This window comes from Streptomyces sp. NPDC039736 (assembly GCF_055596485.1).
Map to the genome: position 1 here is coordinate 367,172 of NZ_JBVIUQ010000005.1, position 22,818 is coordinate 389,989.

Below are 22,818 nucleotides of genomic sequence, written 5' to 3' on the forward strand. Positions count from 1 at the left end.
CAGTTGTCCGGCGTGACCTATGCGCTCACTGGTCGTATGACCTGATCCTCTTGGCCAGCCCGGCGGCCGCGGCGGCCGGGTCCGTCGCCTCGGTCAACGCACGGACGACCACGACCCGGCGGGCCCCGGCGGCCAGCACCTCGTCCAGGTTGTGGGCGTCGATGCCGCCGATGGCGAACCAGGGGCGCGCCTGGCCGAGGGAGGCCGCGTAACGCACCAGGTCGAGGCCGGGGGCGTGGCGGCCGGGCTTGGTGGGGGTGGGCCAGCAGGGACCCGTGCAGAAGTAGTCGACGCCGCTCTCCGCGACGGCCGCGTCGACCTCGGAGACGGCGTGCGTGGAGCGGCCGATCAGGACGTCCTCGCTACGGGAGCCGAGGACGGCGCGGGCGGCGGGCACCGGGAGGTCGCCCTGGCCCAGGTGGAGGACGTCGCTGCCGATGGCGTGCGCCACGTCGGCGCGGTCGTTCACGGCGAGGAGCTTGCCGTGCCTGCGGCAGGCGTCGGCGAGGACGGCGAGGTGCTCCAGCTCCTCGCCGGCCTCCATGCCCTTGTCGCGGAGCTGGACGATGTCGACACCGGAGGAGAGCACGGCGTCGAGGAAGGCGGGCAGGTCGCCGCGCTCCTTGCGGGCGTCCGTGCACAGGTAGAGCCGGGCGTCGGCGAGCTGCTCGCTGGGCGTGGGCATGGTGCGGTTCCCCCCGTGGTGGTGCCGGGGGCGGGCCCCGGTCGTCGGCGGCGGGTGCGCGGTCCGCCGGGGCGGGCCGCGCACCGCCGTGGTGTGGTGCGGCGTGCCGGGGGCGAGCGGCGCTCGGGTGCGCCGCTCCACCTCCGGCGGGTCAGAGGGCGAGCGCCTGGGCGCGGCGCTTCACCTCCGTGCCGCGATTCTCGCTCAGCGCCTGCGCGGGGGTGCCGGGCAGGGTCGGGTCGGCGGTGAAGAGCCACTCCAGCATCTCCTCGTCGGAGAAGCCGTCGTCCTTCAGGACCGTCAGCAGCCCGGGCAGGCCCTTGACAATCTTGTCGCCGTCGATGAAGGGGGCGGGCACCTGGAGCGAACGGTTCTCACCGCGTCGTACGGCGATGAGCTGGCCGTCCTTCACCAGCTGCCGCACCTTCGTCACCTCCAGGTCGAGCATCTCCGCGATGTCGGGGAGGTAGAGCCAGGCGGGGACGAGGGCGTCGATCTTTGCGTCAATCTCGGTCACAGGACAAGCGTGCCATCCGGGACCGGCAACCGGCACCCGGGGCCGGTCCGCGCGACGGACTCCGTACGGCCCGGGCACCCGGCCACGGCATCCGCACGGCCGTAGCCGGGCGCCCGGCTACGGCGTCCGGACCGCCGACTTCAGGGGTACGGCCGGGTCGGCGGCCCGCACCGGGTCCAGTGCCGCGCCCGTCTCGACCAGCTTGCGCCCCTGGGCGAGGTCGCGCGGGCGGCCGACCGCGAGGAGCGCGACCAGGGCCCCGCCGCGCAGCCAGCACACCGACCAGGAGGGGGTGGCGGGGTCGCCGCGCCAGATCATCTCGTCGGCGTCCGCGTGGTGGCCGACGTACTGCACGAAGCGGCCGAACTGCTCGGACCAGAAGTAGGGCACCGGGTCGTAGGGCGCCGGCGTGCCGCCCGTGATGTGCGCCGCGACGGTGCGCGGGCCTTGGAGGGCGTTGTCCCAGTGGTGCACGAGCAGGCGCGCAGCGTAGCGGCGCGAGGGGAAGGAGGCGCAGTCGCCGACGGCGTACACGTCGGGCACGGAGGTGCGCAGGTGCTCGTCCGCGGTGATCGATCCGTCGTCGCCGAGCCGCACGCCGGAGCCGGCCAGCCAGCCCGTCGTGGGTCTGGCCCCGATGCCGACGACCACGGCGTCGGCGGGGAGGAGGCGGCCGTCGGCCAGCAGCACCGCGCCCGGCTCCACCGAGGCCACCTGTGCGCCGGTGATCAGTTCGGCGCCGCCCTCGGCGTACCAGGCGGCCATCGGGACGGCGATCTCGGCGGGCATCGTGCCGGCGAGCGGCCGGTCGGCGGCCTCCACGACGGTGACCGGACAGCCGGCCTCGCGGGCGGCGGTGGTGAACTCCGCGCCGATCCAGCCGGCGCCGACGACCACCACGTCGCTCTGCGCGTCCAGCACCGGACGCAGCCGCCGGGCGTCGTCGAGCGTCCTCAGCAGGTGCACTCCGGGGACGCCGAGGGAGCCGGGCAGCGTGACCGGGTCGGCCCCCGTGGCGATCACCAGCAGGTCGTAGGGAACCGGTCCCGTCAGGGTGTCGACCTCGTGGTCGTCCGGGCGCAGGGCGACCGCCTCGCAGCCCAGGCGCAGTTCGACGCCGAGCGCCTCGAAGTCGACCTCGAAGGCGGAGCCGTCGGCCTTGCCGAGCAGCACCGCCTTGGACAGCGGCGGCCGGTCGTACGGCGGATGGGGTTCGGCTCCGAGCACGGTGAGCGGACCGGCGAAACCCTGCTCGCGCAGGGCGACGGCGGTCTGCACTCCGGCCATGCCCGCGCCGACGACGACGATGTGCTTCTGCTCGCTCACGCGTCCACCTTAAGTTTCTGACGAGCCGTCAGGAATGTTGGCCCGCGCGCAGGCCTCCCCGCCGCCCGGAATCTCCTCGACGACGCTCGTGCCGCTGCCGTCCTGGGATTCCCATGCCCAGCTCTCCTCCAGCCGAACGCGGCCGTCGGCCAGGAGCACGACCTGCGAGCGGCACCGTCCGGACGAGGTCGTCCCGTCGTGCCCCAGCTGTACGTAACGGAAGTCGAGCCGGTCGCCCTCGCGCGTGCCCACGAGATGCCCGCGCACGACGTCGCCGCCCGCGTACTCGGCCCAGATCCGGCCGTCCCGCTCGTGGTAGGCGAACCGGGTGCGGGCGCCGACCTGTCCGGGCGCCTGGTCGGCGACCGGGGCCAGCAGCAGTCCGTCGAGCGAGCGGGGCACGGGAGGCACCTCACAGTCCGTTGAACCCGGGGTTAGTCTGGTCACCGTACAAGCACTCACGGGAGCCCGGCGGACCGGGCTGAGAGGGAGGCTGACCAGGCCTCCGACCGTACGAACCTGATCCGGGTCATGCCGGCGAAGGGAGGGGCTGGACGCCCATGCGCACCTCTGCGGAAAAGCCGTACGACGTCCTGGTGGTCGGGGGCGGGATCATCGGCCTGGTGACGGCCTGGCGGGCCGCCCAGCGGGGCCTGCGGACCGCCCTGGCCGACCCCGAACCGGGCGGCGGCGCGGCCCAGGTGGCCGCCGGGATGCTGGCCGCCGTCACCGAACTGCACTACGGCGAACAGACCCTGCTCGGCCTCAACCTCGCCTCCGCGCGCCGCTATCCGGACTTCGTCGCGGAGCTCCAGGAGGCGAGCGGGCAGGACACCGGTTACCGCGCGTGCGGCACCCTGGCCGTCGCCCTGGACGCCGACGACCGCGCCCACCTGCGCGAACTGCACGCCCTGCAACGGCAGTCGGGGCTGGAGTCGGAGTGGCTGACCGGACGCGAGTGCCGCCGCCTGGAACCGATGCTGGCGCCCGGCGTGCGCGGGGGGCTGCGGGTGGACGGCGACCACCAGATCGACCCGCGACGCCTCGCCGCGGCCCTCCTGACGGCCTGCGGGCGCGCCGGAGTGGTCCTGCACCGCACCCGCGCCGAACGGCTGACGGTGGTACGGGAACGGGCCGCGGGCGCGCTCCTCGCCGACGGCACGCGGATCGCCGCCGACCAGGTGGTGCTGGCCGCGGGCTCGTTCAGCGGGCGGCTCGCCGGGGTGCCCGAGGAGGCGCTGCCGCCGGTGCGCCCGGTCAAGGGACAGGTGCTGCGGCTCACCGTGCCGCCTGCGTACGCCCCGTTCCTGAGCCGCACCGTGCGCGCGGTGGTGCGCGGCAGCCAGGTCTACCTGGTGCCCCGCGCGAACGGCGAACTCGTCGTCGGCGCCACCAGCGAGGAACTCGGCTGGGACACCACGGTGACGGCGGGCGGGGTGTACGAGCTGCTGCGCGACGCCCACGAACTCGTCCCCGGCATCACCGAACTCCCCCTCACCGAGACCAGGGCCGGACTGCGCCCCGGCTCCCCCGACAACGCACCGCTGCTGGGGCCCACCCTGCTGCCGGGCCTGGTGCTCGCCACCGGGCACCACCGCAACGGGGTGCTGCTGACACCGGTGACGGGCGACGTGCTGGCCACCGTGCTGACCACCGGGAAACTGCCCGACGAGGCACGCGCCTTCAGCCCGCGCCGGTTCGCCCCCGCCGCATCCCTTCCCGTACGACAGGAGCAGCCCGCATGAGCACCACGGTGAACGTGTCCGTGAACGGCGAGGGGCGCGCGGTCCCGCCCGGCACCACCCTCGACGACCTGGTCGCCGCCCTCACGCGTGCGCCCGCCGGCGTGGCCGCGGCCCTCAACGAGACCGTGGTGCCGCGCACCCGGTGGGCCGACACCGCCCTCGGCGACGGCGACCGGGTCGAGGTCCTCACCGCGGTCCAGGGGGGCTGACCGCCATGGCCGACGACCTCTTCACGCTGGGCGGCGTCTCCTTCTCGTCCCGCCTGATCATGGGCACGGGCGGGGCGCCCAGCCTCGACGTCCTGGAGCGCTCGCTGATCGCGTCGGGGACCGAGCTGACGACGGTGGCGATGCGCCGCCTGGACGCGTCCGTGCAGGGCTCGGTGCTGTCCGTGCTCGACAGGCTGAACATCCGGGTGCTGCCGAACACGGCGGGCTGCTACACGGCCGGTGAGGCGGTGCTCACCGCGCGCCTGGCGCGGGAGGCGCTGGGGACCGACTGGGTGAAGCTGGAGGTCATCGCGGACGAGCGCACCCTGCTGCCCGACCCGGTCGAGCTGCTGGACGCGGCGGAGACCCTCGTCGACGACGGCTTCACCGTCCTGCCGTACACCAACGACGACCCGGTGCTGGCGCGCAAGCTGGAGGACGTGGGCTGCGCGGCGGTGATGCCGCTGGGCTCCCCCATCGGCTCCGGACTCGGCATCCGCAACCCGCACAACTTCGAGCTGATCGTGGACCGGGCCCGGGTGCCGGTGATCCTCGACGCGGGCGCGGGAACGGCCTCGGACGCCGTGCTGGCGATGGAGCTGGGGTGCGCCGGGGTGATGCTCGCCTCGGCGGTGACGCGGGCGCAGGAGCCGGTGCTGATGGCGGAGGCGATGCGGCACGGGGTGGCGGCGGGACGGCTGGCCCACCGCGCGGGCCGCATCCCGCGCCGGCACTTCGCGCAGGCGTCGTCCCCGAAGTCGGGCCTGGCCCGGCTGGACCCGGAGCGGCCGGCGTTCTGAGGGCCGGCCCGTGGCGGGGGCGTTCCGTGGTCCGTGGCAGGAGGCGGCCCGTGACGGCGGCGGGGGCGGGTCCGCCCCTGTCACAGGTCGGCCTCAGTACGGCCGCACCCCGTACGCTCCCGTCCGCCCCGCCCCTACCGGCTCGTAGACTCCCTGCGTGGACACGACCCTCCAGGACCCCCTCGTCGGGCAGCTGCTCGACGGCCGCTACCTCGTCGAGGCACGCATCGCCGTCGGCGGGATGGCCACGGTCTACCGGGCCGTGGACACCCGCCTCGACCGCGAGCTCGCCCTCAAGGTGATGCACCTCGCGCTGGCCTCCGACGCCGCCTTCGTCGAACGGTTCATCCGCGAGGCCAAGTCGGTGGCCCGCCTCGCGCACCCCAACGTGGTCGGCGTCTTCGACCAGGGCACCGACGGCGACTACGTCTACCTGGCGATGGAGTACGTCGCGGGCTGCACCCTGCGCGACGTGCTGCGCGAGCGCGGCGCGCTCCAGCCCCGGGCGGCGCTCGACATCCTGGAGCCGGTGCTGGCGGCTCTGGGCGCGGCGCACCGGGCCGGGTTCGTGCACCGCGACATGAAGCCGGAGAACGTCCTGATAGGGGACGACGGCCGGGTGAAGGTCGCCGACTTCGGTCTGGTGCGCGCCGTGGACACGGTCACCAGCACCACCGGGTCCGTCCTCGGCACGGTCTCCTACCTGGCGCCCGAGCAGATCGAGCACGGCACCGCCGACACCCGCGCGGACGTGTACGCGTGCGGCGTCGTCCTGTACGAGATGCTCACCGGCGCCAAGCCGCACGCCGGCGGCACCCCCGCGCAGGTGCTCTACCAGCACCTCAACGAGGACGTGCCGCCGCCGTCGGCCGCCGTGCCGGGGCTGGCGCCGGAGCTGGACGAGCTGGTGGCGAGCGCCACCGCCCGCGACCCGCAGGCCCGCCCGTACGACGCGGTGGCGCTGCTGGGGCAGGCGCACGCCGCCCGCGGCTCCCTCACCGACGCACAGCTCGACGCCGTACCGCCGCAGGCCAGGGAGAGCGTGCCCACCGGGCCCGAGGAGCGCACCAGCGTCATTCCGCGCACCCCCGCCCAGGCCCCGGAGCACACGAACGTCCTGCCGCAGGCCCTGCCGGACGAGCGGCAGCACACCAGTCGGCTGGTGCGGCCGCTGCCGCAGGAGCCCGAGCCGCCCGCCCGGCAGGGCCGGCGGCGCTCCGCACCGTCGCGCCGCACGCTGATCTCGCTGGTCACGGCCGTACTGCTGGCGCTGGGGGTGGGCGCGGGGGTCTGGTACATCAACTCCGGACAGTTCACCGAGGTCCCGCCGCTGCTCAGCAAGACCGAGCAGGACGCCCGTACGAGGCTGGACGCCGCCGGGCTCGACGTGAAGGACGTGGAGCGGAAGTTCAGCGACACCGTCGCGCGGGGCTCCGTCATGGACAGCGACCCGGCGCCCGGCGAGCGCATCCGCAGCGGCAACGCGGTGACGCTGGTGGTCTCGCGCGGTCCGGAGATCGTGAAGGTGCCCGACCTCAGGAGGGTGCCGCTGGCGAAGGCCAGGCAGGAGCTCAAGGAGGCGGGGCTCGCGCCGGGCGTGGTGACCAGGGCGTTCAGCGAGGACGTCCCGCTGGGCGCGGTGATCGGCACGGACCCGCAGGCGGGCACCGGACGCTCCCCCGACTCCGCGGTCGCCCTGGTGGTCAGCAAGGGCGCGCCGGTGGACATGCCGACCGTGACCGGACGCGGCGTCGAGGAGGCCACCAGCACCCTCGAAGGGCTCGGCCTGAGGGTCGAGGTCGCCGCCGAGCAGATCAACTCCCCCGCTCCGGCGGGCCGGGTGGCCCGCCAGTCGGTGCCCGCCGGGACCCGGCTGGGCCAGGGCGAGAAGGTCACCCTGACGGTCTCCAAGGGGCCGCGGATGATCCAGGTGCCGGACGTGACCGGCAAGCACGCCGACGAGGCGACCCGCGTCCTGACGGGTGCGGGCTTCCAGGTCGAGGTGGACCGGCCGATCCTCTCCTTCAGCAAGGTGATCGAGAAGCAGTCCGTGCAGGGCGGCCAGGAGGCCCCCGAGGGCAGCACGATCACCATCACGACGAAGATCCTCTAGCGCCGGCGCCGCCTGCGGCGGGACGCCCCGGGAGGGGGCGTCCCCGGGGTGCGGCATCCTGGACGGCGATGAGCACCGCAGACACCCCCTCCCCGTTCCCCGCCGGCCCCCCGGCCTCCCGCAACCCGGTCGGCGGCCACGTCCCGGTCGCCGGCGGACTCGCCTCCACCGGCCTGCCGTACGCCCGCGCGATGGGCGCGGAGGCCGTGCAGGTCTTCGTGGCCAACCCGCGCGGCTGGGCGACCCCGGCCGGGAATCCGGCGCAGGACGAGTTGTTCCGGGCGGCCTGCGCCGCCGAGCGCATACCGGCGTACGTCCACGCCCCGTACCTGATCAACTTCGGCTCGCACACCGAGGCCACCGTCGAGAGGTCCGTGGAGTCGCTGCGGCACTCGCTGCGCCGGGCCCGGGCGATCGGCGCGCTGGGCGTCGTCGTGCACACCGGCTCGGCGACCGGCGGCCGCCCCCGCGAGGTCGCCCTCGCGCAGGTGCGCGCGCGCCTGCTGCCGCTGCTGGAGGAGCTGACCCACGACGACGACCCGTGCCTCCTGCTGGAGTCGACGGCCGGGCAGGGTTTCTCGCTGTGCTCGCGGACCTGGGACTTCGGCCCGTACTTCGACGCCCTGGACCGCCATCCGAAGCTGGGCGTCTGCCTGGACACCTGCCACATCTTCGCGGCCGGCCACGACCTGGCCGGCCCCGGCGGCATGAAGCAGACGCTGGACCTGCTGGTGGACACCGTCGGCGAGGGCCGTCTGAAGCTGATCCACGCCAACGACTCCAAGGACGTCACGGGCGCGCACAAGGACCGGCACGAGAACATCGGCGCCGGTCACATCGGCGAGGAGCCGTTCCGGGAGCTGTTCTCGCACCCGGCGACGGAGGGCGTGCCGCTGGTCATCGAGACGCCGGGCGGCAAGGAGGGGCACGCGGCGGACGTGGCGCGGCTGAAGGAGCTGCGCGCGTTCTGAGGGAGTTCCGAGAGCCTTGAGGAATACCCCAGGGGGGTATACGGTTCCTGTCGTCGACAGGGACCGCCACCTGAGTTGGGGGCACACCGTGCAGCACCACGAGGCACACGTTCACGGGGAGCACGCGCAGCACGAGGGGCACCCGCCGAAGCCCCCGCACGCCCACCACAGCGCCGCCGGCGGCACGGTCACCTGGCGCGCCGCCGCGCAGGCCACCCTGCACTGCCTCACCGGGTGCGCCATCGGCGAAGCACTCGGAATGGTGATCGGCACCGCCCTCGGCTGGGGCAACGCGGCGACGATGGTCCTGGCCGTCGCGCTGGCCTTCTTCTTCGGTTACGCGCTGACCCTGCGCGGCGTCCTCAAGGCGGGCGTCGGCTTCGGCGCGGCCCTCAAGGTCGCCCTCGCCGCGGACACCCTGTCGATCACGGTGATGGAGCTGGTCGACAACGGGGTGCTCGCCCTGTGGCCGGGCGCGATGGACGCCCACCTGACGGACGGGCTGTTCTGGGGAGTGCTGGCGATCGCCTTCGCGGCGGCCTTCGCGGTCACCACCCCGGTGAACAAGTGGCTGATCGGGCGCGGCAAGGGGCACGCGGTGGTGCACCGCCACCACCGCTGAGACACCGCGCGGCACACGGCGGCCCCGGGCTACAGCTCGGGGCCGTCCCCCGGTTCCTCCTGGTAGGAGTAGCGCTGCTCGCGCCAGGGGTCGCCGATGTTGTGGTAGCCGCGCTCCTCCCAGAAGCCGCGGCGGTCGGCGGTCATGTACTCGATGCCGCGGACCCACTTGGGGCCCTTCCAGGCGTACAGGTGCGGCACCACCAGGCGCAGCGGGAAGCCGTGTTCGGCGGTGAGCAGGTCGTCGCCCTTGTGCGTGGCGAAGATGGTGCGCTCGTCCGTGAAGTCCTTGATGCGGATGTTGGCGCTGTAGCCGTACTCGGCCCACACCATGACGTGCGTGACACCGGGGGCCGGCGGCGCGAGGTCCAGGACCGTTCGGGCGGCGACACCACCCCATTCGGCCCCCAGCATGCTGAATTTCGTCACGCAGTGGAGATCGGCGACCACGGTGTCGAAGGGCAGGGCCGAGAACTCCTCGTGGTTCCAGCAGTGTTTCCCGCCGTCCGCCGTCGCGCCGAAGACGCGGAATTCCCAGCGGTCGGGCTTGAACTTGGGGACGGGCCCGTAGTGGGTGACCGGCCAGCCGCGCTGCAGCCGCTGTCCCGGCGGAAGCTCGGAGTGCTCGATGTCGCGGTATTCCCGGCTTTCCGGCTGACCCATGTCTTCCATGGTGACAGACGGCGCGGGGTGGTCATGACCGGGTCTGGCCCGATTCGGGCAACTCCTACTAAGGAGGCACTTACTGGACGGCTTCCGAGATGCGGTGCGAGGATGCGCGCAATCTGCCCGGTCACCCCCCTGGAAGGAGCCCAGCGATGCAGGGCGACCCCGAGGTCATCGAATTTCTCAACGAGCAGTTGACCGCCGAACTGACGGCGATCAACCAGTACTTCCTCCACGCGAAGATGCAGGACAACTTCGGCTGGACCAAGCTGGCGAAGTACACGCGCGCCGAGTCCTTCGACGAGATGAAGCACGCGGAGATCCTGACCGACCGCATTCTCTTCCTGGACGGCCTGCCCAATTACCAGCGCCTCTTCCACGTCCGGATCGGCCAGACGGTCACCGAGATGTTCCAGGCGGACCGGCAGATCGAGGTCGAGGCGATCGACCGGCTGAAGCGCGGTGCTGAGGTCATGCGGGCCAAGGGCGACATCACCTCGGCCAAACTCTTCGAGGACATCCTCGCGGACGAGGAGCACCACATCGACTACCTGGACACGCAGCTCGCGCTGGTGGAGAAGCTCGGCGAGCCGCTCTACATCGCCCAACTGATCGAGCAGCCCAGCGAGGCGTGAGCCACGCCCGAGCGGGCCTAGGCGGCCTCGTCCAGGGCGATCGTCTCCGGCTGGTCGGCGACGGCCGACAGGTCGTGCCGGGCGATCAGCTCGCGGCGCGGGCAGGCTCCCCGGCCCAGCAGGCCCTGGATCGTCCGGACGCAGTTGCCGCAGTCCGTGCCCGCCTTGGTGACGGAGGCGATCTGGCGCGGGGTGCAGGCTCCGGCGGCGGCGTGCGCCTTGATCTGCTGATCGGTCACGCCGAAGCAGGAGCAGACGAACACGCGGACACCTCGATCCCACAGCCAGGCGATTCCTTGGTCAGGTAAACCTAACCTTACCCATCGCGTGGCGCGGGGGAAACCCCCGGTACGCCAGTGGGGCCCGGATCACAAGGATCCGGGCCCCACCGTGCCGTCGGGACGCGCGCAGCACTTACTGCGAGCGGTACATCTCCGCCACCAGGAACGCCAGGTCGAGCGACTGGCTGCGGTTCAGCCGCGGGTCGCAGGCCGTCTCGTAGCGCTGGTGCAGGTCGTCGACGAAGATCTCGTCGCCGCCGCCCACGCACTCGGTGACGTCGTCACCGGTGAGTTCGACGTGGATGCCGCCCGGGTGGGTGCCCAGGCCCTTGTGCACCTCGAAGAAGCCCTTGACCTCGTCCAGGACGTCGTCGAAGCGGCGCGTCTTGTGGCCGGAGGCGGCCTCGAAGGTGTTGCCGTGCATCGGGTCGGTCACCCACGCCACGGTGGCACCGGACGCGGTGACCTTCTCGACCAGCTCGGGCAGCTTGTCGCGGACCTTGTCGGCGCCCATGCGCACGATGAAGGTCAGCCGGCCGGGCTCGCGGTCCGGGTCCAGCTTGTCGACGTAGCCGAGCGCCTCGTCGACCGTGGTCGTCGGGCCGAGCTTGATGCCGATCGGGTTGCGGATGCGGGAGGCGAACTCGATGTGCGCGCCGTCCATCTGCCGGGTGCGCTCGCCGATCCAGACCATGTGGCCGGACACGTCGTAGAGGTTGCCGGTGCGGGAGTCCACGCGGGTCAGCGCCGACTCGTAGTCCAGCAGCAGCGCCTCGTGGGAGGCGTAGAACTCCACCGTGCGGAACTCGGCCGGGTCGGTGCCGGCGGCCTTCATGAAGTTCAGCGCGTTGTCGATCTCGCGGGCGAGCTGCTCGTAGCGCTGGCCGGACGGCGAGTTCTTCACGAAGTCCTGGTTCCAGGCGTGCACCTGGCGCAGGTCCGCGTAACCGCCGGTGGTGAAGGCGCGCACGAGGTTGAGGGTGGACGCCGAGGCGTTGTACATCCGCTTGAGGCGCTCGGGGTCGGGGACCCGGGCCTCCTCGGTGAAGGCGAAACCGTTCACCGAGTCGCCACGGTACGTCGGCAGGGTGATGCCGTCGCGGGTCTCCGTGCCCTTGGAGCGCGGCTTGGAGTACTGACCGGCGATCCGGCCCACCTTGACGACGGGCACGGACGCGGCGTACGTCAGCACCGCGCCCATCTGGAGCAGGGTCTTGAGCTTGTTGCGGATGTGGTCGGCGGACACGGCGTCGAACGCCTCCGCGCAGTCGCCGCCCTGGAGCAGGAACGCCTCGCCCTTGGCGACGGCTCCCATCCGGGCGCGCAGCTGGTCGCACTCGCCCGCGAAGACGAGCGGCGGATACGATTCGAGGTCCGCGACAACATCGCGCAGCGCCTCGGCATCGGGGTACTCGGGCTGCTGCGCCGCAGGAAGGTCGCGCCAGGTGTTGCCACCCTTGAGGGTGGTCTTCGCGTTCACGGTCACGCGGCCAGCCTACGGGGTGCGACCGGGTGCTCAGCGCCGCGCTCACAGGCTGAGACGTCGCGTTCACCGATGCGTGGGGTAAGGTGCGGCACATGTTCGCGCAACCGACCCGGAACCAGGACTGGTGGTGGACCGCTCATCCGGCGGCCCACTGAAATTCGCGCGTACATCCACTGACGCAGAGGCCGCCCCAGGAGGGCGGCCCTTCTCGTTTCCCGGCCGTTCCTCCGGCTCCGTACCCGGAAGGAACCCCCGATGTCTCTCTCCGACGCCGTACTGTCCCGTCTCCTCGGCGACGACTGCCCGCCCTTCGCACTGCTGCGCCGCCGCACCCCGGGGCGCGACCGGGACACCGTCGAGGTGCTGATCGGCGCGGTGCACGAGGCCGAGCGGCTCGCGGACCTGCCGGCCGGCGAGGACGGACGGCCGGTGCTGGCGCTCGTGCCGTTCCGGCAGATCAGGGAGCGCGGCTTCGACGTGCGCGACGACGGGACGCCGCTGAGCGTGCTGGTCGCGGACGAGACGTACGAACTCCCGCTGGAGGACGTGTCGGCGGCGCTTCCCTCGCACCGGGTACGGGTGGAGGACGGCGCCTTCGACGTCGCGGACGCGGAGTACGCGAGGATCGTCCAGCGTGTCGTCGACGCCGAGATCGGGAGCGGCGAGGGGGCGAACTTCGTCATCCGGCGCACCTACACCGGTGTGGTCCCCGGCTTCGGCAGGGCCGATGCGCTGGCGCTGTTCCGGCGGCTGCTGGACGGGGAGCGGGGCGCGTACTGGACGTACGTCGTGCACACGGGCGACCGGGTGCTGGTGGGCGCGAGCCCCGAGGTGCACGTGCGGATGTCCGGCGGGACGGTCGTGATGAACCCGATCAGCGGCACCTACCGCTACCCGGCCGACGGCCCCGCCCCCGACGGCCTGCTGGACTTCCTCGCCGACCCGAAGGAGACCGAGGAGCTGTCGATGGTCGTCGACGAAGAGCTCAAGATGATGTGCACGGTCGGCGACATGGGCGGCGTGGTGGTGGGCCCCCGGCTCAAGGAGATGGCCCACCTCGCGCACACCGAGTACGAGCTGCGCGGGCGCAGTTCGCTGGACGTGCGGGACGTCCTGCGCGAGACGATGTTCGCCGCGACGGTGACCGGCTCGCCCGTGCAGAACGCGTGCCGGGTGATCGAGCGCCACGAGGTCGGCGGGCGCGGGTACTACGCGGGCGCCCTGGCGCTGCTGGGCGTCGACGCGTCCGGGGCGCAGACCCTGGACTCGCCGATCCTGATCCGTACCGCCGACATCGCCCTCGACGGCCGCCTGCGGGTGCCGGTCGGCGCCACGCTCGTACGGCACTCGGACCCGGCGTCGGAGGTGGCCGAGACGCACGCCAAGGCGGCGGGCGTGCTGGCGGCCCTGGGGGTGCGTCCCGGACGCCCCCGGGACGAGTCGGCGCGGCCCCCGCTCGCGGACGACGCCCGGGTGCGGGCGGCGCTGGACGGGCGGCGGGCCGGGCTCTCGCCGTTCTGGCTGCGGATGCAGGAGCGGGAGCGGACGCTCGCGGGGCACGCCCTGGTGGTGGACGCGGAGGACACCTTCACGGCGATGCTCGCGCACGTGCTGCGCTCCTCGGGCCTGGAGGTGACCGTGCGGCGCTTCGACGCGCCGGGGCTGCGGGAGGCGGCGCTCGCCCATCCGGGGCCGGTGGTGCTGGGCCCCGGGCCCGGGAACCCGCAGGACGCGGCGGACCCGAAGATGCGGTTCCTGCGGGCGCTCACCGCCGACCTGCTGGGCGGGCACCCGCACGGGGTGCTCGGGGTGTGCCTGGGCCACGAGCTGATCGCGGCGGAGCTGGGGCTGCGGATCGCGCGCAAGGAGGTGCCGCACCAGGGGGCGCAGGAGCGGGTGGTGCTGTTCGGGGTGCCGGAGACGGTCGGGTTCTACAACAGCTTCACCGCGGTGTGCGACGCGGCGGAGGCGGCGGAACTGGCCGCGCACGGGGTGGAGGCCGCCCGCAACCACGCCACCGGGGAGCTGCACGCGCTGCGCGGACCCGGGTTCGCCTCCGTGCAGTTCCACCCGGAGTCGGTGCTCAGCCTGCGCGGGGCGGCGGTGGTGACACGGCTGCTGGCGGCGTTCGTGCCGACCGGGGTGTGAGACCCGCTCAGCCGGCCAGCACGTTGTCGCCGCGACGGCCCGCCAGGAAGTCGCCGACGTTCCGCACGGTCGCCTCGATGATCTGCTCCAGGGCGTCCACCGTGTAGTACGCCTGGTGCGAGGTGACCAGCACGTTGGGGAAGGTGACCAGGCGGGCCAGGGTGTCGTCGGCGACCACCTCCAGGGACTTGTCGAGGAAGAACAGGCCCGCCTCCGCCTCGTACACGTCCAGGCCCACCCCGGCGAAGCGCCCGGCGCGCAGCTCGTCCACGAGGGCCTCGGTGTCGACGAGGCCGCCGCGGCTGGAGTTGACCAGGATCGCGTCGTCCTTCATGGCGCGCAGGGCGCCGGCGTCGATGAGGTGGCGGGTGCCGGGCAGCAGCGGCACGTGCAGGCTGATCAGGTCGGCGGAGGCGAGGAGCTCGTCCTTGTCGACGTACTCCATGCCCAGCGCCACGCACTCCGGGTTCGGCGCCACGTCCCAGCCGAGCAGGCGCATGCCGAAGCCGTGGGCGATCCGGGTGAACGCCTCGCCGATCTTGCCGGTGCCGAGCACGCCCGCGGTGCGGCCGCGCATGTCGCGGCCGAGCAGCCCGTCGAGGCGGAAGTCGAAGTCGCGGGTGCGGGCGGCGGCACGCACCACGCGGCGGTTGACGGCCATCGCGAGGGTCCAGGCGAACTCGGCGACGGAGTGGGGCGAGTAGTACGACACACGGGCGACGGTGAGGCCGAGTCCGCGGGCGACGTCGAGGTCGATGTTGTTGAAGCCGGTGGAGCGCTGGGCGATCATCCGGGTGCCGCCGGCGGCGAGGGTGCGCAGGACGGCGGCGCTCAGGTCGGCGTTGACGCTGGTGCTGATGATCTCGTGCCCGGCGGCGATGGGGGCGGTGTCCTCGGTGAGGAAGACCTTGAGGCAGTGCGCCTCGCCGAGTCCGGCGTCCGTGAAGGCCTTCTCGATCAGCGGCTGCTCGTCGGCCTGCACGCCGAATGCCAGAATTTTCACGGAATTCCCCAGTCACGAGAGGCTTTGCGCGGATTCAGCCAATATCTCCGATCCGGGCGGGCCGAGCCACTCGCCGCCGGGCGCTAGCCGAAGAAGACCTCCGCCTCCGCGTACATCTCGGGCGGCACCGTCTTCAACCTCGCCGTGGCCTCCCCGATCGGCACGCGCACGATGTCCGTGCCCCGCAGCGCCACCATCGTCCCGAAGTCCCCGTCGCGCACCGCGTCCACGGCGTGCAGCCCGAAGCGGGTGGCCAGCCACCGGTCGAAGGCGCTCGGGGTGCCGCCGCGCTGGACGTGTCCCAGCACCGTCGTGCGGGCCTCCTTGCCGGTGCGCCTCTCGATCTCCGCGGCCAGCCACTCCCCCACCCCGGAGAGGCGCACGTGCCCGAAGGAGTCCAGGGTGCCGTCCTTGAGCACCAGGTCGCCGTCGCGCGGCATCGCCCCCTCCGCGACGACCACGATGGGGGCGTACGAGGAGCGGAAGCGCGAGGTGATCCAGCCGCACACCTCGTCGACGTCGAAGCGCCGCTCGGGCACCAGGATGACGTTGGCGCCGCCCGCCAGCCCCGCGTGCAGGGCGATCCACCCGGAGTGGCGGCCCATCACCTCCACCACCAGCACCCGCATGTGGGACTCGGCGGTGGTGTGCAGGCGGTCGATGGCCTCGGTGGCGATGGAGACGGCGGTGTCGAAGCCGAAGGTGTAGTCGGTGGCGGAGAGGTCGTTGTCGATGGTCTTGGGCACCCCGACGCACGGGATGCCGTACTCGCCGGACAGCCGGGCGGCGACCCCGAGGGTGTCCTCGCCGCCGATGACGACGAGCGCCTCCACGCCGTGCCGGGCCAGCGTCGCCTCGATCAGGCGCACGCCCTCCTCGCCCTCGGCGAGCGGGTTGGTGCGCGAGGAGCCGAGGATGGTGCCGCCGCGCGGCAGGATGCCGCGCACGGCGGCGATGTCCAGGGCCGTCGTGCGGTGGTCGTCGAGCAGCCCGCGCCAGCCGTCGCGGAAGCCCACGAATGCGTACCCGTAGTCCCGCACGCCTTTGCGGACGGCGGCCCGGATGACCGCGTTGAGCCCGGGGCAGTCGCCGCCCCCGGTCAGAAGTCCCACTCGCATGACGTGTCCCCCCGCCGCCGCGTGGCCCTGGAACCCACCACGCTAGAGCGGCCCGCCGAGGGCGTCGAGAGTGCGGGGGCGGGCCGCCCGGTGCGCCTCAGGAGCCGTCGAGGCCGCGCTCGATGGCGTAGCGCACCAGTTCCACCCGGTTGTGCAGCTGGAGCTTGCCGAGGGTGTTCTGCACGTGGTTCTGCACGGTGCGGTGCGAGATGACCAGGCGCTCCGCGATCTGCTTGTACGACAGCCCCTTGGCGACCAGCCGCAGCACCTCGGTCTCCCGGTCGGTGAGCTGCGGGGCACGCGGCTCGTCCGGGGCGGCCGGCGCCGGGTCGGCGGCCAGCCGGCGGTACTCGCCGAGCACCAGCCCGGCGAGCCCCGGCGTGAACACCGGGTCGCCGGCGGCGGTGCGCGCGACGGCGTCCGTCAGCTCCTCGGCGGACGCCGACTTCAGCAGGTAGCCGGTCGCACCGGACTTCACCGCCTCCAGCACGTCGGCGTGCTCGCCGCTCGCGGAGAGCACCAGGACGCGCAACTGGGGGTCGGCGCCGACCAGCTCGCGGCACACCTGGACGCCCGGCATGCCCGGCAGGTTCAGGTCGAGCACCAGCACCTGCGGCGAGACGGCCTGCGCGCGGCGCACGGCCTGCGGGCCGTCACCGGCGGTGGCGACCACGTCGAACCCGGCGGCGGCCAGGTCGCGGGCGACGGCGTCGCGCCACATGGGGTGGTCGTCGACCACCATCACCCGGACGGACGGCCGCTGTTCCTCCGTCACCTCCGCCACCGCCATGTGCCTGACCTGTTCGTTCATCGTTCCGCCTTCCCCCGTGGGACCTTCAGTTCTACTTCCGTGCCCTGTCCGGGCACGGAGACCAGCTCGGCGCTGCCGCCCAGGTCCCGCAGCCGGCCGCGGATCGACAGGGCGACGCCGAGGCGCCCCTCCTCCTCGGCCTGCGCGAGCCTGCCCTCGGGGATGCCGGGGCCGTCGTCCCGTACCGTCACGATCACTTCGTCCGGCTCGTCCTCGACCAGGATCCAGGCCCGGGCGCCCTCGCCCGCGTGCCTGCGCACATTGTCCAGGGCGGCGCCGGCGGCCGCCGCGAGCTCCAGTGCGGCGGCGGGCGCCAGCAGCACCGGCGTGCCGGGCTCGGCGAAGGAGACCGTGGCCCCGGCGTGCGGGGCGAGCAGCGCGCGCAGGTCCACCAGTCCGCCGTCCTCCCGTACGCCGTCGGCGGCGTCCGTCTCCACGACGCGCACCAGCGCCCCCCGGGAGGCCTCGTGCGAGGCCCGCGCGGTGGGCACCAGGCCGCTGGAGACGAGGGTGCGCAGGGCGATCTCCTGCTCACCGGCCAGCCGGCCCAGCTCGGCCGCCTCGCCGCCGAGCGCGGTGCCCCGGCGCTGCACCATGGCGAGCACCTGCAGGACGCTGTCGTGGATGTCGCGGGCGAGGCGCTCGCGCTCCCGGGTGGCGGCCTCGATCTCCAGGGCGCGCGCGAGGGTGGCCTCCGAGGCGCGGGCGACCTCCACGACGTAGCCGATGGCGATGGAGGCCACCCACACCAGCAGCACGTTGTGCAGGGTGTCCCGGCTGGGCGTGCCGCGCTCGACCAGGTTGGCGGCGGCCACCAGCGAGGAGGCGGAGGCGGCCCAGCGCCAGCCGCCCTTGATGGCGTACGCGAGGACCGAACCGGCGGTCCATATCGTCGGCAGGGTGGGCCCGTCGACCAGCCGCGCCTCGACGTTGGCGAGCGGGGTGATCAGGATGCCGACGAGGGCGACGGCGAGGTCGACGCCGAGGAAGCCCCCGGTGCAGCCGGCGGCGTTGGCCACCCTGGGGAGCGTGGCGAGCGTCCACACCGCCATCACCGAGAGGTAGGCGACCGCCACCCAGGGACGCTCGAACTCCTCGCGCGTGAACACGAACAGCAGCACCGCGTAGACCGCCGTGAGCACGCGGTAGCCGGTGAGCGCGCGCCACAGCGGCTGCTCGACCGACATCCGCACGACCCGCGAGCGCTGGGCCTCGGCCATGTTCCCCCACCCCCCGGACGGACGACCTCTGCGAGGACTCTCGCACGGACGACGCCGTCCGGTCCCGGAACGTTCCACCGCTTACGCGGAACGTTCCTCCTGCGCGCTCTTCTCGGCCTTCTGGGCCTTCTCCAGCTCGGCCTGGGCGGCCTTCTGGGCCTTCTCCAGTTCCGCCCTCTCCGCCTTGGCCGCCTTCTCGGCGTCCGCGATCCGGCGCTTGGCGGCGGTCGCGTAGATGTCGACGTACTCCTGGCCGGAGAGCTTCATGATCTCGTACATGACCTCGTCGGTCACCGAGCGCAGGATGAAGCGGTCGCCTTCCATGCCGTGGTAGCGGCTGAAGTCGAGCGGCCTGCCGATGCGGATGCCGGGGCGCATCAGCTTCGGCACCACCTTGCCGGGCGGCTGGATCTTCTCCGTGTCGATCATCGCGACGGGGATCACCGGGGCGCCGGTCGCCAGCGCCACGCGCGCGAGGCCGCCGGGCTTGCCGCGGTAGAGGCGTCCGTCCGGGGAGCGGGTGCCCTCCGGGTAGATGCCGAACAGGCCGCCCTTCTCGACGACCTCGATGCCGGCCCTGATCGCCGCGTCGCCCGCGCCGCGCACACCGGAGCGGTCCACCGGGAGCTGGCCGACGCCCTTGAAGAAGGCGGCGGTGAGCTTGCCCTTGACGCCGGGGGTGGTGAAGTACTCCGCCTTGGCGATGAAGGTGACCTTGCGGTCCAGCACGGCGGGCAGGAAGAAGGAGTCGGAGAACGACAGGTGGTTGCTCGCGAGGATCGCCGGCCCGTCCGCGGGAACGTTCTCCAGGCCCTCCACCCAGGGCCTGAAGGCGAGCTTCAGGGACCCTCCGATGGAGAACTTCATTGCGCCGTAGATCAACGTGTGCCTTCCCTTGTCTGTCGAAAAGACCATAACCCGCCTTTGGCCTGCGCTCTCGTGGGCCGCCCGGACGGCTCTGCCCGGTGGCCCGCGCGTGGCCCGCGGGTGCCCCGTACGGCTGATTCCGCCGCCCGGCCGGAGGGCCGGCGGATCTGGTCGGTGTCAGTCCGGTCGCGTACGGTGAAGTCACCCTCAGTACCCGTTTCGCCGTCCCGTCCTTCCTCACGAACAGGAGACCCCGGTGCCGGTCCTCCCTGGAGCCGAGCCGTTCCACCACGAAGGCGGAGAGGTGGGCGTCCTCCTCTGCCACGGCTTCACCGGTTCCCCCCAGTCGCTGCGCCCCTGGGCCGACCACCTGGCCGAGCGGGGGCTGACGGTCTCGTTGCCGCTGCTGCCGGGACACGGCACCCGCTGGGAGGACATGCAGGTCACCGGCTGGCAGGACTGGTACGCCGAGGTCGACCGCGAGCTGAACGCGCTGCTGGAGCGGTGCGCGCAGGTCTTCGTCTTCGGCCTGTCCATGGGCGGCGCGCTCACGCTGCGGCTGGCCGCGAAGCACGGCGACGCGATCAGCGGCATCGTCCTGGTGAACCCGGGCAACAAGGTGCACGGCCTGGCCGCGCACGCCCTGCCGGTGGTGCGCCACTTCGTCCGGACGACCAGGGGCGTGTACGACGACATCGCCCTGGAGGGCTCGCACGAGGTGGGCTACACCAGGGTGCCGCTGCACGCCGCGCACTCCCTGCGGGCCTTCTTCCGGCTGGTCGACGGCGAACTGCCGCAGGTCACGCAGCCGTTGTTGCTGCTGCACAGCCCGCAGGACCACGTGGTGCCGCCCGCGGACTCCGCCCGGATCCTCAGCCGGGTGTCGTCCACCGACGTCACCGAGATCCTGCTGGAACAGAGCTACCACGTGGCGACGTTGGACCATGACGCGGAGCGGATCTTCGACGAGAGTCACGCGTTCATCGGCCGCCTCGCTCCGAGCGTCGGCAAGAAGGGGAGCACTGCAGGTGGCTGAACACAACGCGGAGCGCGCGGACCGCGAGGAGGAGCGGGAGCCGGAGGCCGTCACCGGGGGCCGCAAGGACGACGCCGCCACCCCGCTGGACGAGTCCGCCGTCTGGGAGGCGATCGTGGCCGGTTACGGGGACGAGCCGCCGGACCCGCCGGGGGCGAAGCCGTTCAAGTCGGTGGACGACCTGGCGCGGCTGGAGGAGGGGGTGAACGGCGACCGGACCTCCTCCGACGACGCGGGGGGCTCCGATCCGGCGGACGTACGGCCGCTGGGCGGCTCGATCACCTTCGCGCCCGGGGTCGGCACGGCCGGGCCGCGGGACTTCGCCCCGGCCGAGGCCGGGGACGACGACCTCGACGCGTCCGACGAGGGGCACTTCGTGCCGCCGGACCCGGAGCTCCCGGAGGCCGACGTCACGTCGAAGTTCGCCTGGCTCGCGGTGATCGGCGGGCCGGTGCTGATGCTGCTGGCGGTGCTGCTGGGGTGGGACATGACCTGGTGGCTCCAGGTCCTGGGGATCGGCGGCTTCCTGGGCGGGTTCGCGACGCTGGTGGGGCGGATGACCCGGGACACGGACGAGGAGGACGAGGACCCGGGGCGGGGCGCGGTGGTCTGACCGGGCAGGGGCCGCGGGCGGGGCGCGGCGGTCCGATCCGGAGCGGGGGCCGGGGACGGGGCCGCCGGGGCCGCGCGCTCAGGTCTCCGCGGGGATGCGGGGGTCGAGCCGCCGCCGGGACGCGGGGTCACGCCCCTGCGGCGGTCACGCCTCCGCCGGGACGCGCAGGGCCGCCAGGACCGGCAGGTGGTCCGTCGCCGCGCGGACGTCCGCCGCCGGAAGCGGGGGGACTCCGCAGCCCAGGACCTCCACGCCCGGCGTCGCGAAGATCGCGTCGATGCGCTGGTGCGGGGTGGCCGGTTCGGAGGTGTACTCGCCGCCCCACGGCGCCACCGCCCAGCCGTCCTGGAGCTCGCCCGCGAGGAGCCGGAAGGACCTGCCGTCCGGGCGGTCGTTCAGGTCGCCGCCGGCCACCGCGTGGGTGACGCCCATCCCGGCGAGCTGCTCCAGCAGCAGGCCCGCCTGGGTGAGGCGTTCGTCGCCCTGGAGGCTGAGGTGGCAGCTCAGCACGCCGAGCCGCGCGCCCCCGATGCGTACCACCGCCGTCGCGAAGCCCCGCTGGTGCAGACCCGGAGTGCGCGGGAGGAGGACGTCCTCGGTGCGTTCGACCGTCGCCCGCAGGGAGCACAGCAGCAGCGGGCCCGCCGCCGTGGCACCGCCGCCCAGGACCACCAGGTCGCTGTGGGCGGCCAGCCAGGCGGCCTTCTTGCGCCAGCGGAAGAAGCGCGGGGCCTCCTGGATCAGCACCAGGTCCGGTGCACAGGCCCGGATCACCCGGGCCAGCGCCCGGCGGTCGTCGCGCATGGAGCGGATGTTGTAGCTCAGCACGCGGACGACGGCCGAGCCGTCGGGCTCCGTACGGGACGGGGGCAGGGGGTCGGTCGCCATGCGGGCCAACATAGACCGGTGCCCGCCGTGTCCTGAAGAGGACGCGGCGGGCACCGGACGCACGATCGGCGGGGCTCAGCCCTGCCGGGCCAGGTCCGCCGCGCCGACCAGACCGGCCTTGTTGCCGAGCTGGGCCGCCAGCACCTGGGCGTGCGGCCGCCACTGGCCGCCGATCAGCCAGCGGCGGAAGGACTTGCGGATGGGGTCCAGGACCAGTTCGCCCTCGTCGGAGACGCCGCCGCCGACGATGAACGCGGAGGGGTCGAAGAGGGAGGCCAGGTCGGCCAGGCCCGCGCCCGCCCAGCGGGCCAGCTCGCGGAAGGAGTCCACCGCGACCGGGTCGCCCTGCCGGGCGGCGGCGCTGACGTGCTTGCCCTCGATGCCGTCGATCGTGCCGTCGCCGAGGGCGAGCAGGATCTCGGCGTTCTCGGGGGTGGCGTTGGCGCGCTGCCGGGCGTAGCGCACCAGGGCGCGCCCGGAGGCGTACTGCTCCCAGCAGCCCTGGCTGCCGCAGCCGCACAGCAGGCCGTCCGGCACGACCCGGATGTGGCCGAACTCGGCGGCCACGCCGAAGCGGCCGCGCCGGAGCTTGTTGCCGATGATGATGCCGCCGCCGAGGCCGGTGCCCAGCGTGATGCAGATGACGTCGTCGTGGCCCTTGCCCGCGCCGAAGCGGTACTCGCCCCAGGCGGCCGCGTTGGCGTCGTTCTCGACGACGACCGGCAGGCCGACGCGCTGCTCGACCTTGTCCTTGAGCGGCTCGTGGCGCCAGTTGATGTTCGGGGCGAAGAGCACGGTGGCGCGCTTGTCGTCCACGTATCCGGCCGCGCCGATGCCGACGGCCTCGATCTGGTGGTTCTTGCTGACCTCGGAGACCGCGGCGGAGATCGCGTCGACCATGTCCTCGGGCGTCTGCGGCGTCTTCACCTTGTACGTCTCGAGGATCGTTCCCTCTTCGTCGACCACTCCGGCCGCGATCTTCGTGCCGCCGATGTCGACGCCGATGGTGAGTCCCATGAGTCCCTCAGGTCTAGGTCGAACCCTGCGCGGAGCCGGAGA

25 protein-coding genes and 1 riboswitch are annotated in these 22,818 nt (G+C 73.1%); of the genes, 11 read left to right on the top strand and 14 right to left on the bottom strand.

What is annotated here, in order from left to right:
* Positions 1-25 precede the first annotated feature (25 nt).
* From thiE to ACZ56L_RS18310, 4 genes are all read right to left on the bottom strand, one after another.
* On the bottom strand, positions 26-685 hold the full coding sequence (thiE, locus tag ACZ56L_RS18295; RefSeq protein WP_345223732.1) for a thiamine phosphate synthase: 660 nt from the start codon (positions 683-685) through the stop codon (positions 26-28).
* A 151-nt stretch (positions 686-836) separates the two neighbouring features.
* The gene (locus ACZ56L_RS18300) at positions 837-1,202 is read right to left on the bottom strand and encodes an Rv2175c family DNA-binding protein (RefSeq protein ID WP_345223730.1); all 366 of its coding nucleotides are present in this window, start codon (positions 1,200-1,202) and stop codon (positions 837-839) included.
* Positions 1,203-1,319: 117 nt separating this feature from the next.
* The gene (locus ACZ56L_RS18305) at positions 1,320-2,489 is read right to left on the bottom strand and encodes an NAD(P)/FAD-dependent oxidoreductase (RefSeq protein ID WP_471065223.1); all 1,170 of its coding nucleotides are present in this window, start codon (positions 2,487-2,489) and stop codon (positions 1,320-1,322) included.
* 48 nt (positions 2,490-2,537) lie between these two features.
* Positions 2,538-2,930: an avidin-fold protein gene (locus tag ACZ56L_RS18310; RefSeq protein WP_471064992.1), complete on the bottom strand. Its 393-nt coding sequence runs from the start codon at positions 2,928-2,930 to the stop codon at positions 2,538-2,540.
* Between the two features lie 48 nt (positions 2,931-2,978).
* A riboswitch (TPP riboswitch) is annotated at positions 2,979-3,091 on the top strand.
* Between ACZ56L_RS18310 and thiO the strand changes: the two genes are divergently transcribed.
* The 6 genes from thiO to ACZ56L_RS18340 all read left to right on the top strand — a co-directional run bounded on the left by thiO (position 3,089) and on the right by ACZ56L_RS18340 (position 8,988).
* The gene (gene thiO / locus ACZ56L_RS18315; RefSeq protein ID WP_345223726.1) at positions 3,089-4,273 is read left to right on the top strand and encodes a glycine oxidase ThiO; all 1,185 of its coding nucleotides are present in this window, start codon (positions 3,089-3,091) and stop codon (positions 4,271-4,273) included. Its footprint overlaps the riboswitch before it by 3 nt.
* 8 nt (positions 4,274-4,281) lie before the next feature.
* Positions 4,282-4,482, top strand: a complete 201-nt coding sequence (gene thiS, locus ACZ56L_RS18320; RefSeq protein WP_401757944.1) for a sulfur carrier protein ThiS — start codon at positions 4,282-4,284, stop codon at positions 4,480-4,482.
* 5 nt (positions 4,483-4,487) lie between these two features.
* Positions 4,488-5,282, top strand: coding sequence for a thiazole synthase (locus tag ACZ56L_RS18325; RefSeq protein ID WP_471064994.1), 795 nt, complete (start codon positions 4,488-4,490; stop codon positions 5,280-5,282).
* A 157-nt stretch (positions 5,283-5,439) separates the two neighbouring features.
* A complete protein-coding gene (gene pknB, locus ACZ56L_RS18330; protein WP_471064996.1) occupies positions 5,440-7,395 on the top strand; it encodes a Stk1 family PASTA domain-containing Ser/Thr kinase in 1,956 nt (651 codons plus the stop codon).
* Between the two features lie 68 nt (positions 7,396-7,463).
* Complete coding sequence (locus tag ACZ56L_RS18335) at positions 7,464-8,366, top strand: deoxyribonuclease IV (RefSeq protein WP_401757534.1); 903 nt, start codon at positions 7,464-7,466, stop codon at positions 8,364-8,366.
* Positions 8,367-8,454: 88 nt separating this feature from the next.
* Positions 8,455-8,988: a DUF4396 domain-containing protein gene (locus ACZ56L_RS18340; RefSeq protein WP_471064998.1), complete on the top strand. Its 534-nt coding sequence runs from the start codon at positions 8,455-8,457 to the stop codon at positions 8,986-8,988.
* Positions 8,989-9,017: 29 nt separating this feature from the next.
* Here ACZ56L_RS18340 and ACZ56L_RS18345 read toward each other — a convergent pair whose 3' ends face one another.
* Positions 9,018-9,650, bottom strand: a complete 633-nt coding sequence (locus ACZ56L_RS18345) for a sulfite oxidase-like oxidoreductase (protein WP_401757530.1) — start codon at positions 9,648-9,650, stop codon at positions 9,018-9,020.
* Positions 9,651-9,805: 155 nt separating this feature from the next.
* Here ACZ56L_RS18345 and bfr point away from each other — a divergent pair, with 155 nt between their 5' ends.
* Positions 9,806-10,288, top strand: a complete 483-nt coding sequence (gene bfr, locus ACZ56L_RS18350; RefSeq protein WP_345223716.1) for a bacterioferritin — start codon at positions 9,806-9,808, stop codon at positions 10,286-10,288.
* Between the two features lie 17 nt (positions 10,289-10,305).
* Here bfr and ACZ56L_RS18355 read toward each other — a convergent pair whose 3' ends face one another.
* Positions 10,306-10,551: a (2Fe-2S)-binding protein gene (locus tag ACZ56L_RS18355; protein WP_345223714.1), complete on the bottom strand. Its 246-nt coding sequence runs from the start codon at positions 10,549-10,551 to the stop codon at positions 10,306-10,308.
* Between the two features lie 151 nt (positions 10,552-10,702).
* On the bottom strand, positions 10,703-12,055 hold the full coding sequence (locus tag ACZ56L_RS18360; RefSeq protein WP_468683827.1) for a class II 3-deoxy-7-phosphoheptulonate synthase: 1,353 nt from the start codon (positions 12,053-12,055) through the stop codon (positions 10,703-10,705).
* Between the two features lie 92 nt (positions 12,056-12,147).
* Here ACZ56L_RS18360 and ACZ56L_RS18365 point away from each other — a divergent pair, with 92 nt between their 5' ends.
* Together ACZ56L_RS18365 and ACZ56L_RS18370 are read left to right on the top strand one after the other, a co-directional pair.
* Positions 12,148-12,210 (top strand): trp operon leader peptide, encoded by a 63-nt coding sequence (locus ACZ56L_RS18365; RefSeq protein ID WP_380837077.1) that lies wholly within the window; start codon positions 12,148-12,150, stop codon positions 12,208-12,210.
* A gap of 100 nt (positions 12,211-12,310) precedes the next feature.
* On the top strand, positions 12,311-14,203 hold the full coding sequence (locus ACZ56L_RS18370) for an anthranilate synthase family protein (protein WP_471065001.1): 1,893 nt from the start codon (positions 12,311-12,313) through the stop codon (positions 14,201-14,203).
* A 7-nt stretch (positions 14,204-14,210) separates the two neighbouring features.
* On the opposite strand, the gene ACZ56L_RS18375 is transcribed toward ACZ56L_RS18370, so the two are convergent.
* The 5 genes from ACZ56L_RS18375 to ACZ56L_RS18395 form a co-directional block, all read right to left on the bottom strand.
* On the bottom strand, positions 14,211-15,206 hold the full coding sequence (locus ACZ56L_RS18375) for a 2-hydroxyacid dehydrogenase (RefSeq protein ID WP_345223708.1): 996 nt from the start codon (positions 15,204-15,206) through the stop codon (positions 14,211-14,213).
* A gap of 83 nt (positions 15,207-15,289) precedes the next feature.
* Positions 15,290-16,324, bottom strand: coding sequence for a 6-phosphofructokinase (locus ACZ56L_RS18380; RefSeq protein WP_468683823.1), 1,035 nt, complete (start codon positions 16,322-16,324; stop codon positions 15,290-15,292).
* Between the two features lie 97 nt (positions 16,325-16,421).
* Positions 16,422-17,114 (bottom strand): response regulator, encoded by a 693-nt coding sequence (locus ACZ56L_RS18385; RefSeq protein ID WP_471065226.1) that lies wholly within the window; start codon positions 17,112-17,114, stop codon positions 16,422-16,424.
* A 17-nt stretch (positions 17,115-17,131) separates the two neighbouring features.
* Complete coding sequence (gene macS, locus ACZ56L_RS18390; RefSeq protein WP_471065003.1) at positions 17,132-18,355, bottom strand: MacS family sensor histidine kinase; 1,224 nt, start codon at positions 18,353-18,355, stop codon at positions 17,132-17,134.
* A gap of 81 nt (positions 18,356-18,436) precedes the next feature.
* Positions 18,437-19,222 (bottom strand): lysophospholipid acyltransferase family protein, encoded by a 786-nt coding sequence (locus ACZ56L_RS18395; RefSeq protein WP_345223701.1) that lies wholly within the window; start codon positions 19,220-19,222, stop codon positions 18,437-18,439.
* 256 nt (positions 19,223-19,478) lie between these two features.
* Between ACZ56L_RS18395 and ACZ56L_RS18400 the strand changes: the two genes are divergently transcribed.
* Together ACZ56L_RS18400 and ACZ56L_RS18405 are read left to right on the top strand one after the other, a co-directional pair.
* Positions 19,479-20,258, top strand: coding sequence for an alpha/beta hydrolase (locus tag ACZ56L_RS18400; RefSeq protein WP_345223699.1), 780 nt, complete (start codon positions 19,479-19,481; stop codon positions 20,256-20,258).
* A complete protein-coding gene (locus ACZ56L_RS18405; protein ID WP_380836955.1) occupies positions 20,251-20,871 on the top strand; it encodes a hypothetical protein in 621 nt (206 codons plus the stop codon). The genes ACZ56L_RS18400 and ACZ56L_RS18405 overlap by 8 nt, the downstream gene beginning before the upstream one ends.
* A gap of 144 nt (positions 20,872-21,015) precedes the next feature.
* Here ACZ56L_RS18405 and ACZ56L_RS18410 read toward each other — a convergent pair whose 3' ends face one another.
* Both ACZ56L_RS18410 and ACZ56L_RS18415 read right to left on the bottom strand, forming a co-directional pair.
* Entirely contained in the window at positions 21,016-21,759 is a 744-nt protein-coding gene (locus ACZ56L_RS18410; RefSeq protein WP_401757517.1) for an endonuclease/exonuclease/phosphatase family protein, read from the bottom strand.
* 75 nt (positions 21,760-21,834) lie between these two features.
* On the bottom strand, positions 21,835-22,776 hold the full coding sequence (locus ACZ56L_RS18415; RefSeq protein ID WP_345223698.1) for an ROK family glucokinase: 942 nt from the start codon (positions 22,774-22,776) through the stop codon (positions 21,835-21,837).
* Positions 22,777-22,818: the final 42 nt, after the last annotated feature.